Genomic DNA, 16544 nt, shown 5'->3' with positions numbered 1-16544 from the left:
TTATAAATGGGTGTAAAAGCTAACGCGAAAAATTAAAAAAGCCGCTCAGTGGCGGCTTAGTCAATAAAGATTTGAAGTTCTTCAATTTTATTTTCCAAAAAGTCCGCCCAGCATTCCACCAAGTCCGCCTTTCTTTTGTCCTGAAGCTGCACCTAAAACCATACCTGCTACGTCATCAAGCACACTACCGTCACCGTCTGCATCGATAAGGCTGGCAATTAAACTTTGATTTTGTTGTGGTTGACCGCCTAACATGCTACCTAATAATGAACCCAGGTCGTTAGAATCACTCACATTATTTTGTCTTGTTTGTTTACCAAGAACACTAAGAAGAACAGGAGCTGCTATTTTTAGTATTTGAGCAATACTACCAGTGTCTAGCCCAGATTTCTGACTTAATGCATTCTCAACTGCGGGTTGTTTACCACCTAAAACATGACCTAATATACCAGCGCCATCCTGCATAAGATCTTTATTAACACCGCCGCCTAATACACTGCCAAGATTATCAAGCAGACTACCATCGTGCTTTGAAGATAAGGCTCCTAATAGCCCAGCTGCACCTTGCGGAGTCTGTGCATTCTTTTTCATTGCCCCCATAAGTAATGGCAAAGCCATACTTAAAACGTCAGCGGTTTGGTTTTCAGAAGCGCCGGTTTCGGCACTAGCACCGCTAATGAGTTGCTTACCTACATTGCTACTTAATAAATCTAATAATCCAGACATTTGTATCTTTTTATTTGTTAGAGTACTAAAATTACGAATTTATAATCAAGTGTTTTCTTAGTTCGAGAAATCTCGCTTTAAACGCAAAAAATCGGGTAAAAGACCCGATTTTTTGGATAAACTATAAACGATTTTTATTTTAATAAACTTTTAATCTGATCTGCAAGTTCTGTACCTATACGATCCTGAGCTTCATTTGTTGCTGCACCAATATGTGGAGAAAGTGAAACTTTGTTATTCATAAGCACTTTTACGGCAGGTGTAGGTTCGTTTTCAAAAACATCAAGACCTGCAAAAGCTAATTTACCAGACTCAAGAGCATCAATAAGCGCAACCTCGTCTACAACACCGCCACGTGCAGCATTTACAAGACCAGCGCCATCTTTCATCAGGGTAAGTTCTGCTTTACCTATTACATATTCTTTTTGAGCAGGAACGTGAAGGGTGATAAAATCTGCTTGCTTTATAACGTCTTCTTTAGACTCGCTTTTTAATTTAAAAGAAACTGATTGCCCGTCGTAAAAGCTAAGTGCAACTTCGGCTTCATCTATAAAAGGATCAAAAAAGACCACTTTCATACCTACACCTAAAGCAACTTTTGCTGTAGCCTGGCCTATACGGCCAAAACCAAGAACACCAAGAGTTTTACCACTAAGTTCTACGCCTTTGGCGTAAGCTTTCTTAAGATCTTTAAATTTAGAATCGCCGTCAAGTGGCATATTTCTGTTAGCATCGTATAAGAAACGTACTCCTGCAAAAAGATGCGCAAAAACCAGTTCTGCCACAGAAGCAGAAGAAGATGCCGGTGTGTTTATAACATGCAGTCCCTTACTTTTTGCATATTCTACGTCAATATTGTCCATGCCTACACCACCGCGTCCTATTAATTTAAGTCCCGGGCAAGCATCTATAAGTTCTTTGCGTGCTGTTGTAGCACTGCGCACAAGAAGTGCATCAATATTGTTTTCGTTTATGAAATTTACTAATTGCTCCTGAGCAACTTTTGTAGTGATCACTTCAAAACCTGCTGCTTCAAGAGCATCTATACCAGACTGAGAAATTCCGTCGTTAGCTAATATTTTCATTAATCTTTATATTTTATATTCTTAATTAAAGGATGAATTATGCTTTGCGTTCTAATTCACTCATCACATCAACAAGAGTTCCTACGCTCTTTAAGCTTAATGCATTGTACATAGAAGCTCTGTAACCACCTACACTTCTATGACCGTTAAGACCATTAATACCGGCTTCTTTAAGCATAGTATCAAAAGTTTCTTTTAAATTATCTTCTATAATATTAAAAGTTGCGTTCATGTTAGAGCGGTCTTCTATTGCTGAAAAACCTTTAAAAAGCGGGTTGATATCTATTTCTGAATAGATCAGTTTTGCTTTCTTATCATTCTCTTCCTGAATACCGCTAATGCCTCCCTGACCTTTTAACCATCTTAGTGTAAGTAATGAAACGTATACTGCAAAAACTGGCGGAGTATTAAACATACTTCCTTTGCTTATATGCGTTGCATAATCAAGCATTGAAGGTATCTTACGAGTCACTTTGCCTAAAATATCTTCATCAATAACAACAAGGGTTGTACCTGCAGGACCCATGTTCTTTTGAGCGCCGGCATAAATAAGTTCAAATTTGCTGAAATCAAGCTCGCGAGAAAATATATCACTACTCATATCTGCCACAAGGGGGCAATCTACATCTGGAAAGTTTTTTATCTGCGTTCCAAAAATTGTATTATTACTCGTTACATGCAGGTAATCAAGATCTTTAGGAATGGTATAACCTTTAGGAATGTAGTTGTAATTTTTATCTTTAGAAGAAGCTACTTCTACCACTTCACCAAAGAATTTAGCTTCTTTAAGTGCTTTATCGCTCCATGTACCTGTATTTAAATACCCAGCTTTGTTCTCTAGCAGGTTATAGGCAGTCATTACAAACTGAAGACTTGCGCCTCCTTGTAAAAATAACGCCTTATAGCCTTTGCCCTGAAGACCAAGAAGCTCTAATGCAAGCTCTCGTGCTTCTTCCATCACATCTACAAAATCTTTGCTGCGATGCGATATCTCTATAAGAGACAAATCTAGATTGTTAAAATTCAGTATAGCTTCTGATGCTTGTTTAAGCACCTCTTGTGGTAATGCACAGGGACCTGCGCTGAAGTTGTGTTTTTTCATCTGTTTGTTTAGTTTTTCGGTCAGATGTTCTATTAAAAATTTAAGAGGTAAAAATTAAGATTTTTCATGTAGTTAATCACCTGAAAGTTCATCTCATTCTTTAAAGAAAATTGGCCTTAAAAATCAATGCAAAGATGCCCAAAATGAAAGGAACTGCAGTTAAAAAATCAATAATTTATATGAGATTATAGCCTATATTTTTAATAAAAATGCAACTGTGTCAATACCATCTGCATAATCATCAAGTTTTGGTTGCTGTGAGTTTCCAAAATCAATTTCAGAATCTATAAAATCTTTACTCACGATACACTGAATCTGATCAGAATCAGCTTCTAATTTTATTTTTAATTCTTCCTCATTAGTATAGTATTCGTAAAAGACTACGGCAATAGGAGAGGAGTAGGTCTTATCTTCTTTTAAAATTAAAAAACCATTATCAAGCACAGGGAAAAGGCTCATTAGATAGACCGCTTTGTTATAATCGTAGTTATTGGCATACTTGTGATGATCTATAAAATCTTTTTTTGAAAACATACCATTATAGAAGTTATCAAAATTATAACCTTCGGGAACAAAGATCTTAGATATACTTCTGCAGCCCATGCCAAAATATCTAAATATATCCTCGCTCAAAGATTCTAGTTCATCAATGGTTTCATTCCCTTTTAATACAGCAACTGCATTTCTGTTCTTACGTATTATATGGGGTTTATTTTTAAAATAGTATTCAAAGTAGCGCGCGGTATTGTTGCTGCCTGTGGCGATCACAGCATCAAATTCTGGTAATCTTTCTGTAGTGAAAGTTATGTAATCCTCAAATTTAGGTGCTATTGCAATAAGCACTTTCGCTATAAGCGGTAAAAGTATTTGATCGTTACTAGACAATTTAACCACTGCTTTATGACCTGTAATAAGGACAGATAAAAAGTCATGAAAACCTACAAGAGGCAAATTGCCAGCCATTATAATTGCTACTCGTTTACTTACATCATTTGCAGGAAACGTATATGGTTTTAACCAGGCTTCAAGATTTTCAGTTTTTAGAGAATCACTCCAGGCTTCAATGGCTTTCTCAAGATGATTTGCCGTAAACCAGGCGTTTAGTTGAGTAGATTTAATGAGAGTATCCTTAAATACATCATAAAAAACTGTGTTTAATTCTAATGCGTCATTTTTACTGGTATCTTTATTTTTAAATTGATCTAAAAATTCACCCAGTTTTGAAAATGCGGTAATTCTTTGGTTTAATTCCATATTTGGTTTGGTAAGAACAAGGCCAAGACTTAATTTTGCGTGTAAAATTACGGATTTAGAAACGAAATGCTATGGCAATAATAATAACAGATGAATGTATAAATTGTGGGGCTTGTGAACCAGAATGTCCTAACACTGCAATTTATGAAGGTGCTGATGACTGGCGTTATGCTGATGGAACTGATCTTGAAGGGGATGTAGTCCTGCCAAGTGGTAAAGCCGTGAACGCAGAAGATACTCAGGAACCTATAAGTGATGAATTCTATTATATAGCACCAGACAAGTGTACAGAATGTATGGGCTTTCATGAAGAGCCGCAATGTGCTGCTGTATGTCCTGTTGACTGCTGCGTACCTGATGAAGATCACGTAGAAACAGAAAAAGAGCTTCTTGCAAAACAGGCTTTTATGCACCACTAAAAAAAATATTTTTATAAATCAAGAGCCCGGATTAAATGTCCGGGCTCTTTTGTTTTATGTCTTGTTCTCTTTTGTTAGAATGTAAATGAAAGTCTGGAGTAGTAGTATGCGCCGTTAAAGCCCATTTGTACTGCATCCCAATAACCACCAGCTTCTGTCCAGTCGTCTTGTTGATCTGGATATACATTAAATAAGTTATTGCTACCTACCTGAAGCTTTATATGATCTGAAAGTGTGAAACCTAAAGTAAGATCTGTAACTAATTTTGCACCGTAATGATCTGTTGCACCTTCCAGCAAATCTGCATAACTGGCATAACCCAGATCTGCAGGATCTTCAAAAACCTGAAAATCGAGAAGCTCAATTTCGCTAAAGCGTGTAAAAGCTAAACCTGCATTAAACCATGACCTTTCATAATTAAGATTTAAACTCAGTTTACTATCTGGGGCAGAAGCAAGCAAGAATGACTGATCTCGCTCTCCAAAGAAAGTTCTTTGATCAAGATCTCCATTTTTTACATCTGTGATAGACATGTCATTTATATTACCTGTAAATGTTGTACTGAATAAATTTTCACCAAATCGCTTTTTATACGACAGTACAATGTCAAGACCGTAAGTTTCAGTATCTGCGCCGTTAGCAAAGAATTGAGCTGCTTCAACTCCCGGAATGTTAGTCGCATCAAAGTTTCCGGTTAGAACAATTCTGTCTTTTACATTTATATAATATCCGTCTACAGTGGCCGAAAATCCGCTAAAATTAGTGGTAAATCCGATTGCCGCGTTGGTAGCAGTTTCTTCTTTAAGAGGTCCAATTCCAAAAGATGCGGTAACCGGGCTATTGTTAGGTGATAACAAAGATTCTAAAGCTTCACCACCTACAAAATTTGTAAACCTTAAGTTATAATAGATTTGAGCTAACGATGGCGCTCTAAAGCCTGTACTTACAGAACCACGTAAATTAAAATTGTCAGATAATTTTAATCGGGACGAGATCTTGCCATTTATTGTACTTCCAAAATCGCTGTAATTTTCAAATCTTGCTGCAGTACTTACGAGAAGCGTTTCAGTAAGATCAAATTCTGCGTCTGCATATAGAGAAACGTTAGACCTGCTTCTGTCTACTTCGTTAGCAGGGCTGTAACCGGGAAAACCTTGTGAACCGCCGGGTCTGGGATCGCCTGATTCTGGATCTGTAGGCTGAGTTTGTGTCGCCGGATCAATGATCAATCTGCCGGAAGTATCGTAGGTACCGTAAGAACCTTCTTCACCAGAGAAAATATTAAAGTTCTCTGTACGATATTCTGCACCAAAGGCGATATTCATTCCTGCTAAAACATCTTCATAGAATTTAGAAAAATCAAGGTTTATCGTGTTCTGGTCTAAGCTATGACCGCCGGCATCAAAATCTGTTGGTGATAAATCGACTAGTGATGCGTTGAGAGTTCCTTTTATATAATAATGAAAATCATTTTTACCGTAAGTATTACTAAGGTCGATATTCCATCCGCTATCAGTTTTAGTGCGTATTCCCACTGCCATTGAGTTATCTGTAATAATTGATGTAATACGAGGGGTGAACCCATTAGGAAAAATTGATTCAACAACTCGAGCCCCACTATTTCTTGTAAATGCAAAAGCATCTGTATCGCGATAATTTCTTCCGCCAAAAGCGTAAACTTCAGTTTTATCATTTAAGGGGTATGCCGCATTTACAAAGAAGTTAAAACCTTCTATAGCAGCCTCACCAAATCCTTTTCTAAATTCAAAACCCGGGCGTAGCGTCTTATTCTTATTTATGTATTCTGTCGTAATATTTGCGTAGCCTCCATTTTCGCTTAAAGCGACACCATAATTAAGACCAACCTTTAGAGAACCGCCGTCAAAGTCTTTATCTTTTCCTATGCTGTTACCATCGTTTTCTGTGTCTAATCTATAGCCATCTGTATTCCAAAGACCATAGGGATCTGTGCCAAAATCACCATCTGCATTTGTACTATACGCACCATAACTTACAGATCCCTGCAACGTTTCTACCTCATCTTTTAAAACAATATTGATAACCCCTGCAATTGCATCTGAACCATATTGAGCCGAAGCACCGTCTCGTAGAACCTCTATACGCTTAATTGCTGTTACGGGAATTGTATTGAGATCTGTACCTGTATTTCCACGACCTCTTGTGCCAAAAATATTGATCAAAGAAGATTGATGCCTCCTCTTACCATTAATAAGAACCAGTGTTTGATCTGGACCTAGACCACGTAACGATGCGGGATCAACATGATCTGCACCGTCTGATCCTGATTGTTTATTTGCGTTGAAAGAAGGCGCCGCATATTGAAGCAATTGATTAACTTCTAATTGTCCACTTTGTGTGCTCACATCCTGAACATCTATTATATCTATGGCAACCGGAGTATCTGTTGCTGTACGCCGTGGACTTCTTGAACCCACTACCTGAACTTCGTTGAGCTGTACTCCGCTGGCAAGCGTCACATCAATTTGTGAACGACCATCTACATTTACTTGCTGTTCTTCAAAACCTATATAACTAAAAACCAGAATCGCATTTTCACTTACAGCGATGCTATAATTACCGTCAAAATCTGTAGTTGTACCCTTGTTTGTTCCTTTTTCTGAAATATTCACTCCGGGCAGGAGGGTTCCTTCATCGTCTGTCACCGTTCCGGTTACAGTATTTTGAGCCTCGATAGCCATAAATGAAAATAGCGCCAGAAGCAGAAAAGTAAAATTTCTCATTTGCTTGATTTGTAGATTAATTGGTAAATGTATTTAAAGAATGCAATGATTTAACAGTTTTTCTTTAAGAATTTTAAACTAATCGATATTATTTTATAATTATTATTTTTTGATAGGAAAGGATAAATAAATCGCAATGCGGTTAAGTTTCTTTTATTTTAGACTAATGTTTAATCTAATTTTTAGTTTATCTCAATTAATAAAAATAATTAGAATAATAGCTTCTTAACCAGGTAAAGAGGATATTAATATATATGGCTCATCTTTTAATAAGGCTCACTATCTTTGCGCCCTAAAAATTGTATAAAATTTCATTGTATGAAAGCAGGTATAGTAGGATTACCTAACGTAGGAAAATCTACACTTTTTAATTGTTTATCAAATGCGAAGGCGCAAAGTGCCAATTTTCCATTCTGTACTATAGAGCCTAACGTAGGCGTGGTGAATGTGCCAGATCCACGTTTATCAAAATTAGAAGAACTAGTAGATCCTGAGCGAGTTCTGCCTGCAACAGTAGAAATTGTTGATATTGCCGGCTTGGTAAAAGGAGCCAGTAAAGGAGAAGGATTGGGAAATCAGTTTCTTGCTAACATAAGAGAGACAGATGCGATCTTACATGTTCTAAGATGTTTTGATAATGATAATATCGTTCACGTAGATGGTAATGTAAACCCTATTCGCGATAAAGAAACTATTGATATAGAGTTGCAGCTAAAAGATCTTGAGACAGTAGAAAAAAAGCTGGAAAAAGTAAAAAGAGCCGCAAAAACCGGAAATAAAGAAGCACAAAAAGAAGAATCTATTCTTTTAAAAATTAAAGAGTCGTTAGAAAAAGGTGTTTCTATACGGGCTCTTGAATTTGAGAATGATGATTATGAAGAATGGGTTAAGCCACTTCAGTTTATTACAGATAAGCCGGTAATGTATGTTTGTAACGTTGATGAAGGTTCTGCGGTATCTGGAAATAAATATGTAGATATTGTTAAAGAAGCTGTTAAAGATGAAAATGCTGAAGTTCTTGTCCTTGCTGTAGGTACTGAAGCAGATATTAATGAACTAGATGATTATGAAGAGCGCCAAATGTTCTTGCAAGATATAGGTCTTGAGGAGCCAGGTTCATCAAAGTTAATTCGCACAGCTTATAAGCTGCTTAATCAACAAACATATTTTACTGCTGGTAAGAAGGAGGTAAGAGCCTGGACGATACCTATTGGTTCGTCTGCACCACAGGCAGCCGGTGTAATTCATACAGATTTTGAAAAAGGTTTTATTCGTGCAGAGGTGATCTCTTATGAAGATTTTGTAAAATTTGGTAGCGAAGCGAAAGTAAAAGAAGCCGGTAAAATGGGAGTAGAAGGGAAGAACTACATCGTAAAGGATGGTGATGTAATGCACTTCTTATTTAACGTATAAGATCTATTTGTCATAGTCTTACTCTAAAAACTTTAGGCATAAAAAAAAGCCCTTGATTTTATCAAGGGCTTTCTTATTAGAGATAATTCTCTTTTATTATTTATTCAGTTTAAAAGTAACTCTTCTTACAAGTTGTCTTGCAGCTTCAGAGTTTTTATCTACTGATGTATCTTCACCATCTCCGGTTACAGTCAATCTGCCTGCATCAACACCAGAAGCAGTTAAGATATCATGTACGCGTTGAGCACGTCTTTCAGATAGCGTTTTATTATATTCAGCATTACCAATCTCATCTGCATAACCTATAAGGTCTGCTGTAGCTCCTGTATTTTCTTTCATATACTTGATCAGGTAATTGATAGCCTCGTAGCTATAAACTTCTGGTTGAGTACTGTTAAATTTGAAATATACATTCACATAACCATCAGTGATCAGTTTTTCAATAATATCAGATCCACTTCCTGTAGTACTTCCAGCTTTAGCATATCTGCTATCAAGAGAAGACTCTAACTCATCAGGAATACCATTTTTATTAGTATCAACAGCAACACCATGTGTGTTAACAGTTACACCAGAAACAGTATTTGGCTCTCTGTCTAAATAATCTGGCACACCATCCTGATCGCTATCCATTAAGTTATCTTCAACAGAAGTAAGACGTTGCTCAAGAGAATCTAGTTGACCTTGTAGGTCTTCTTCTTTGCTATACCAGTCTGCATGAACGTCATTTTTACCTAAGTAAAATGTAATACCTGCAGAAGCGTTAACGTAATACCCGTTTACACCTTTTAATTCTGTTTGGTTTGTACCATCAAATGTAAGATCCTGACGGATGTTACCAAATATTGATAGATCACCATGTACAACGATGTGATTTGATAATTTGATTTGTGGTGTTACACCTGCTGTTAAATGAAGCATTTGATCACCATCGCTAAAATCATAATCATTAGGTTCTGAAGGAACAAGTCTTGAATAACCTCCACCCGCGTGAACTAAAAAGTTTAACGTGTTTGTCCATTCTCTAAATCCTAAGATGTTACCACCGTTAATTACACCTTCTAAAGATGCTCTGTAAAGACGCGATTTAAATGGAGCACTATCATCATTATCACCTTCAAAACTGTTCATTCCTAAGTCCAGCTTAATACCGGCTTTCTCATTAAACATGTATCTTGTAGCAAGATCTACTTGATAAAAACTAGGAGTGCTTGTAAAATATCCCGGTGCCATTGGTCTGGCAGGCTTAGCAAATCCCGCTCCCAATTCAACAGACCATCTGTTGTAATCATTTAAGGGTTTTTCCTGTGCTTGGGTAATTGCTGTCATTCCCAGCAAAGCACCCGCTATTAGTAAGCTCTTTCTCATATAAATTATGTTTTAGGTTGGCGCTAAAGTAATAAGTAATCTGAGCTCGCAAAGAATTTATTTCGAAATTGTCAAAACTTTAATATTACAAAATCGTTAAAATGTTAATGAAAATCGGGAGCATTTTAAGAAAATCGCATTTTATAACCAAGTGATTTATGATTAAACGATTTAAAGTGAAGTAGTTAAAAATAAATACAGAGTGAAAATCTATCGTTTTCGCTCTGTATTTATTTTATGAATAAGTTAAAGAAAACTTAACGTACTTAGAGCAATATTTCATCTCTTTCTAATAACTGTATGTTATCTAACAGGCGTTCCTTGACGATATTCATCATTCTCTTATTAAGCGCAGATGAATTAGTAATATAGTTTTGATATTCGGCAATGGTGAATTGACCTATGACCATTCCCTTAAGACTATTTCTAAATTTTATATCCTTCTGCACCGCATTTTCTATATATAGAATCTTTCTGTCCAGATTTAAAGTGTAGAAAACATTTTTATGCTTTTGCGCGTAATTTCTAAATGCTTCCAGCAAAAGGTCGCTTTGCATTTTGATAACCGGGCGCAGGGTTTGATTCTGAAATCTCTCATCGCTACCCATATTTGCGGTTACAATGGCAGATGGAATTTCAGGTCTAAGTTCGAGTAATTGTTGATCTCTGTTGTACATATTACATGAAGTTTTTTAAAAGTACATAATACATAGAAGCCTATATCGTGCCAGAAGTCATACTTGTAAACCAACTTATAAACATTAGCGGCGTTAAAGTGCTCTTAATCTTTAAAAATTGTGCAGCTTACTGTGTAATTTTAAATAAAAAGCAGAATGATCACATCTATCAATCCTTATAATTTACAAGAAGTATTCTCTATAAAAGAGTTAACCGAAAAGCAAACAGAAGATGCTATAAACAGGGCTCATGAGCGATTTTTAAGTTGGAGAAAAACCCCGTTTTCTAAGCGTAGCAAATTGATGAAGGCTGCAGCCGAAGAATTACGGAATAATAAACAGGAATATGCCGAAACTATTACTAAGGAAATGGGTAAACCCATTAAACAGGCAATTGCAGAAATAGAAAAATGTGCGTGGGTTTGCGATTTTTATGCCGAAAATGCCGAAAATCAGCTTTCAAAGCGAGTTATTGAGACAGACGCTGTAGAGAGTTATGTAAGCTACGAGCCTATCGGGGTTGTTCTTGCCGTAATGCCATGGAACTATCCGTTCTGGCAGGTGTTTCGTTTTGCAGCTCCCGCGTTAATGGCGGGTAACATTGGTATTTTAAAACACGCCAGTAATGTAATGCAGAGTGCAGAAAATATTCAAAAAGTATTTGAGCGAGCAGGCTTTCCAGATGATTGTTTTCAAAATTTGCCTCTGAGCAGTGATAAAATTGAAAATGTCATTAAAAATAAGAAAGTAAAAGCTGTCACACTTACGGGAAGTAAACCGGCCGGTAGTGCCGTAGCCTCAACTGCTGCAAGTGAAATTAAAAAATCTGTTCTTGAATTGGGCGGAAGCAATGCTCTCGTTGTTTGTGAAGATTGTGATATTGATAAAACAATAAAAACATGTGTACAGGCACGTTTTCAAAATACAGGACAGAGCTGTATCGCAGGTAAACGATTAATAGTGCATGAAAACATAATTGAAAATTTTACTCAAAAATTTGTTGATGCTGTTAAGGAATTGAAAAGTGGTGATCCTATGGATGAAAATACATTTATAGGAACACTGGCACGCGAAGACCTTGCTGAAGATCTTGAGAAGCAATTAAAAGAATCAATTGAAGCAGGAGCGAAAGTTTTAATAGGAGGAAAGCGTGATAAGGCTTATTTTGAACCAACTGTAGTTACCAATGTGAGTGCAGAAATGAGCATATTTAAAGAGGAAACCTTTGGGCCGCTTATAGGTATAACCTCATTTAAAATAGATGAAGAAGCCGTGTCGCTTGTGAACGCTTCAGAGTTTGGACTTGGAGTCTCAATTTTTACTCAGAATTTTGAAAAAGCAAAATCACTTGTAACCCAATTTGATGACGGTGCCGTTTTTGTGAACGAGCTTGTAAAAAGTGATCCCCGCCTACCTTTTGGGGGAACTAAAATTTCCGGCTATGGCCGTGAACTTTCAGTAGACGGGATTCACGAATTTATCAACAAGAAAACTGTGTACTTTAATAAGTACTAGATTCTTTCAGCATTAGTCAAATTTACCTTCTACTTCCAGAGATTCTACAATTTCCTGTAATTGCTCTGGGAGTATGGGTTTTATTATATAATCTGAAATATCGCTTATGCGTTTTGCATTCTCAAGATCTACATTATCAACAGATGACGATACCATATAGATAGAGATCGATTTTCCCACTCTGGGCTTTATTTTTACATATTCATCCATAAACTGGAAACCATCCATAATAGGCATATTTATATCCAGAAAAATGACATCGGGTAGTTCTGCACTATTCCCCACATTATCCATCATAAATTGTAATGCTTCCTCACCATCTGAGAACAGAAGAATCTTTCGCGCAAGCTTATGAGTTTTTAAAGTTTTTGTGATCGTAAATTGGTAGATATCGTCGTCATCAACAATACATATAATAAATGGTTTACACATTTTTAGAGATTTTGGTTTTTGTTATTTTGTTAATTAAAATGTGACTATAAAGTTTGATCCTTTATCAATTTCGCTTTCAGCGGTAATATTTCCTCCCATAGATTCTATTTGATTTTTTGTCATAAATAATCCCAGTCCTTTAGCTTCAGGGTGTCTATGAAAGGTTTTATTTAAACCAAACAGTTTGTGACTATGTTTTTTAAGATCAATGCCAAGACCGTTGTCTTTAACACTCATCTTTGTGCGACCACCCTCATTTGACGTGCTTACTTTTATAATTAGGATGCGATCTGGTGACCTGTATTTAATGGCGTTTGTAATAAGATTTAAGAAAATACTTTCTAAATAAGCTTTGTTATACGAGATGCTTTTAACCTGAGTAAAATCACATTCAATTTCTGCTTTACAGTGCATTATTTGAGCGGCGAGCATCTCTTTGGTTTTGGTAAATACCTGAGCAAATTGAATCTCTTCGGTAATTTTATTCAGTTCTTTTGCCTTTAGTGTTTCTACCAGTGTATCTAAAGTATCTGAGAGATGATGAATTACGATCTCAAATTTATCAAAAAGTTCTTCTTTATCCTCTTTTGTTTCTGTTACATTATATAAGTATAACAGGGAGTTGAGATTGCTCACAGGCGACCTTAGATTGTGTGATGTTATATGTGCAAAGGAAGCTAATTGACCATTCTGCGCAGTTAGTTTCTGGGTTAGTATTTCCAGATTTGTTTTAGCTTCTACAAGTTTATTTTTGCTTTGTATTCTTTCGGTAATGTCTGTAGCCACACCCAGAAATCCGGTAATTTCATTTTTGGTGTTGCGTATTGCGTTTACAATTAGCTCTATGGGGAATTTACTGCCGTCTTTGCGCACATAATGCCATTCTCGCACTTCGTAAGTATTGGTTTTAGCTTTTTCTACAAAAATCTCAAAGCCTTGTAATTTTTTTCCGCTTTCAATTTTGATAGCTTCAGAACGCAGCTCAACTTCTTTTTGTAAGTGAATCAATTCTGGCGTGTGAATACCCACAACTTCTTTTGCACTATACTGCAACATCTCTTCTGCTCCCTTATTAAAGTATGTAATAAGACCGTCAGGATCTGTACCTATAATAGAAATAGGACCCGAATTAAATATTGCAGTTAACTCCTGATTTGCTTTAAAAAGCAGGCTTTTTGACCTAATTAACGCATCAATGTCATGAAAAACGCCGTAAACACCTCTACAAATCCCGTCTACTATTTTAGCTTGACCTATGGCACGCGTCCATAAAACTTTACCTTTTGCTGTAATTATTTCTAATTCTACATCAAAAGGTTCACCTTTTTCAATCGCTCTATTAATACAAAACTGCATTTTGTTTCGGGTATTACCCTCTTTATAAAATTGTATTACTGAGTCCAGAGTTGGTACAAAATTGTCGTCTACTTCATGAATCTGGCGTGTGATCCTGCTCCAGATAACCATTCCTGATTCTACGTCAAGTTCCCATGCGCCTATTCTGGCAACGTCATTTGTTTTTTCCAGGATTTCCTGAATTTTCTCTTTTTCTAACTGAGTTTGCTTAATGTTTGTAATATCTGCGGTGTACATGAGAATGCCGCCAATGTGATTCTTTTTTATAAACCACGGTCGTACTTCCCAGGATAACCACTGTTTAGAACCATCTTTGCGTGTGATCTCTGCCTCATCACATTTATTTACCGCACCTTTAAGACAGTCCTGATGTATCGCTTTCCATGTATCTTCTATTTCAGGAAATATATTGTAATGCGATTGACCTATAATATCCTGCCCATTTAGATCATAATCATCATGCCACTGCTGTGATGCAGCCATATAATGCATATTCTCATCAAACATTGCGATGGCTGTGGGCGCTTGCTCAATAAATATGCGATTGTATTTTTCTTTTATTTCAAGATTTTCTTTTAGTTCACTTAATTCTTCAACGTTTTTGCGCAGGCGCTCATCAGATTGCGCGAGGTCTTTATTTTTGTGACGTAACTCTTTATTCTTTTGTAATAGTTCTTTAAAAACAGGGATGAACACAAATGCAAATTCGCCCAGAAGTATAATCAAAGACAGTAAGGAGAGAAAAATTTCGATCTTTTTTAAATTGGCTAATTTTCTTTCCGCTTCATTTTGATACGCATTGACTATACGTTCCATATTCTGCAAAAAATAGGGCTCTGCCTCAATAATTAGATCTGCTTCTTTGCCTATATTTTGAAGAGAATTAGAACGGGTAATATTTCTGCTGGCTTTTACAATAATATTTACAAGAGGCTCATTTACCAGCAAGAGAGAATCAATCTTAGGAGTATTGGTATCACTATTTTGAGAAAGATAAATATGTGCTTTTTGAAACTCCTGAGTTACTTTTACCAAAGAATCTTTAGCATATATGCCAGATTCCTGACCGTTGCTGTATTCAAAAAAAAGGATCAATTTTGAAATACGCTGACTTAGCATGCGCTGTCTACCCGCAATATTTATAATGCTGGCATCAGACTCTTTCTGGTTAATGTTATATTGTACAATAACCTGATTTACTATTATCGTTACAATAATAGTGATGATAAAAATGAAATAACGATTCTTGATCGCTTTCAACTGTTTTTTCATGCTTAAATCCCCTATGCAAGCTCATCTTTCATGAGTTGCTCGACGAATATAAATCATAAAATTTTCACGAATCAAAATGAACCTACACGCTAAGAATTACCGATAATATGCATAATTAAGCGATAAAAAACATAGAAACCGGTTTTTAAAAATTACAAAGAATAGAAACTTTTATTTTCCGCTGTACCAAACGCCTCTCAGCCAGTAGTGTTTATGAAGTCTGTCAAGAAGGTTATTAGATAAATTATCAAGGTCTGAAACGGCGGTATTTGCAAGCGCCTGTTTATCATTTCTTATACCGGGAATAACTGTACTTACTGCTTCATGTGCCAAAGGAAATTTAAGAGCTAATTGTGGCATTGTGAGCTCTGTGTCTTTAATCTCTTCTTTAATATTTTCAACACGATTTACAGCTCTTTCTAAACGATCTCCCGCAAAATAAGAATTACGAAAATCACCTTCGCCAAAGCTGCTGTTTACTTTATACTTACCCGTAAGTACACCTTCATCAAAAGCCACACGCACAATGACACCCACATTTTGCTCTTTGGCCACCGGAAGCAGTTGCGCTGCAGGCTCCTGCTCAAAAATATTGTAGATCACCTGTACCACATCCAGATAACCTTTTTGCATCAGTTCTATCACACAATTTTGATCTTGCTCAGGAGTCGAAATTCCTATTGCTTTAATCTTGCCCTCTTTCTTAAGATCTTTTAGAACTTCAAGAGCAGTAGGATTGTGATTCCATGCACGGGTCCAGGTGTGCAATTGTAAAAGATCAATACAATCTGTATTTAGATTAGTAAGGCGCTCTTCAATATTTTTACGAATATATTTTTCCGGATATCTTTCTTCAATTTTGCAATACGGGCTGGGAGGCCAGATTCCTTCTACAGGAGGCATTTTTGTAGCAACAATTACTTCTTCTTTTCTTGTTTTAAGAATTTCTGCGATTATCTTTTCACTTTTTCCGTTGCCATATCCTTCAGCGGTGTCTATAAAGTTAACCCCGTTATCTATGCCAGTATGCAAAGCTTTTTCTGACTCTGAATCTTCCTGATGGCCCCAGCCCCCGCCAATTGCCCAGCCGCCAAAGCCTATTTCTGAAACTTTAAATCCGGTTTTGCCTAATGTTCTGTATTTCATAAAGCTGTTTTTTGACT

Annotated in this window: 13 protein-coding genes; 3 read left to right on the top strand and 10 right to left on the bottom strand. The window is 36.5% G+C overall.

Translation table 11 applies throughout. The annotated features are described in order from the left end of the window. Positions 1-87 precede the first annotated feature (87 nt). From ACH3PA_RS16585 to ACH3PA_RS16570, 4 genes are all read right to left on the bottom strand, one after another. The gene (locus ACH3PA_RS16585) at positions 88-726 is read right to left on the bottom strand and encodes a DUF937 domain-containing protein (protein WP_416442192.1); all 639 of its coding nucleotides are present in this window, start codon (positions 724-726) and stop codon (positions 88-90) included. A gap of 134 nt (positions 727-860) precedes the next feature. Then, entirely contained in the window at positions 861-1811 is a 951-nt protein-coding gene (locus ACH3PA_RS16580; protein ID WP_416442191.1) for a D-2-hydroxyacid dehydrogenase, read from the bottom strand. 37 nt (positions 1812-1848) lie between these two features. Continuing rightward, positions 1849-2913, bottom strand: coding sequence for a 3-phosphoserine/phosphohydroxythreonine transaminase (gene serC, locus ACH3PA_RS16575; RefSeq protein WP_416442190.1), 1065 nt, complete (start codon positions 2911-2913; stop codon positions 1849-1851). 192 nt (positions 2914-3105) lie between these two features. Continuing rightward, complete coding sequence (locus ACH3PA_RS16570; RefSeq protein WP_416442189.1) at positions 3106-4167, bottom strand: acyl-CoA reductase; 1062 nt, start codon at positions 4165-4167, stop codon at positions 3106-3108. A gap of 71 nt (positions 4168-4238) precedes the next feature. Between ACH3PA_RS16570 and ACH3PA_RS16565 the strand changes: the two genes are divergently transcribed. Next, on the top strand, positions 4239-4586 hold the full coding sequence (locus ACH3PA_RS16565; protein ID WP_416442188.1) for a 4Fe-4S dicluster domain-containing protein: 348 nt from the start codon (positions 4239-4241) through the stop codon (positions 4584-4586). A gap of 74 nt (positions 4587-4660) precedes the next feature. On the opposite strand, the gene ACH3PA_RS16560 is transcribed toward ACH3PA_RS16565, so the two are convergent. Further along, positions 4661-7348, bottom strand: coding sequence for a TonB-dependent receptor (locus ACH3PA_RS16560; protein WP_416442187.1), 2688 nt, complete (start codon positions 7346-7348; stop codon positions 4661-4663). A 318-nt stretch (positions 7349-7666) separates the two neighbouring features. On the opposite strand from ACH3PA_RS16560, the gene ychF reads away from it, so the two are divergent. Further along, positions 7667-8761, top strand: coding sequence for a redox-regulated ATPase YchF (gene ychF / locus ACH3PA_RS16555; protein ID WP_416442186.1), 1095 nt, complete (start codon positions 7667-7669; stop codon positions 8759-8761). A 96-nt stretch (positions 8762-8857) separates the two neighbouring features. On the opposite strand, the gene ACH3PA_RS16550 is transcribed toward ychF, so the two are convergent. Beyond that, complete coding sequence (locus ACH3PA_RS16550; protein ID WP_416442185.1) at positions 8858-10129, bottom strand: OmpA family protein; 1272 nt, start codon at positions 10127-10129, stop codon at positions 8858-8860. A 266-nt stretch (positions 10130-10395) separates the two neighbouring features. Continuing rightward, on the bottom strand, positions 10396-10806 hold the full coding sequence (locus tag ACH3PA_RS16545; RefSeq protein WP_416442184.1) for a glyoxalase: 411 nt from the start codon (positions 10804-10806) through the stop codon (positions 10396-10398). A 156-nt stretch (positions 10807-10962) separates the two neighbouring features. Here ACH3PA_RS16545 and ACH3PA_RS16540 point away from each other — a divergent pair, with 156 nt between their 5' ends. Beyond that, on the top strand, positions 10963-12321 hold the full coding sequence (locus ACH3PA_RS16540; RefSeq protein WP_416442183.1) for an NAD-dependent succinate-semialdehyde dehydrogenase: 1359 nt from the start codon (positions 10963-10965) through the stop codon (positions 12319-12321). Between the two features lie 12 nt (positions 12322-12333). On the opposite strand, the gene ACH3PA_RS16535 is transcribed toward ACH3PA_RS16540, so the two are convergent. The 3 genes from ACH3PA_RS16535 to ACH3PA_RS16525 all read right to left on the bottom strand — a co-directional run bounded on the left by ACH3PA_RS16535 (position 12334) and on the right by ACH3PA_RS16525 (position 16527). Next, positions 12334-12753 (bottom strand): response regulator, encoded by a 420-nt coding sequence (locus ACH3PA_RS16535; protein WP_416442182.1) that lies wholly within the window; start codon positions 12751-12753, stop codon positions 12334-12336. A 33-nt stretch (positions 12754-12786) separates the two neighbouring features. Next, a complete protein-coding gene (locus tag ACH3PA_RS16530; protein ID WP_416442181.1) occupies positions 12787-15381 on the bottom strand; it encodes a PAS domain S-box protein in 2595 nt (864 codons plus the stop codon). Between the two features lie 171 nt (positions 15382-15552). After that, positions 15553-16527, bottom strand: coding sequence for an aldo/keto reductase (locus tag ACH3PA_RS16525; protein WP_416442180.1), 975 nt, complete (start codon positions 16525-16527; stop codon positions 15553-15555). Between the last annotated feature and the right edge of the window lie 17 nt (positions 16528-16544).

Origin of the sequence: Leeuwenhoekiella sp. A2 (assembly GCF_047946655.1) — a bacterium.
GTDB lineage: Bacteria > Bacteroidota > Bacteroidia > Flavobacteriales > Flavobacteriaceae > Leeuwenhoekiella.
Note: the sequence above shows the minus strand (reverse complement) of the source record. Positions and strands in the feature narration are given on the sequence as shown.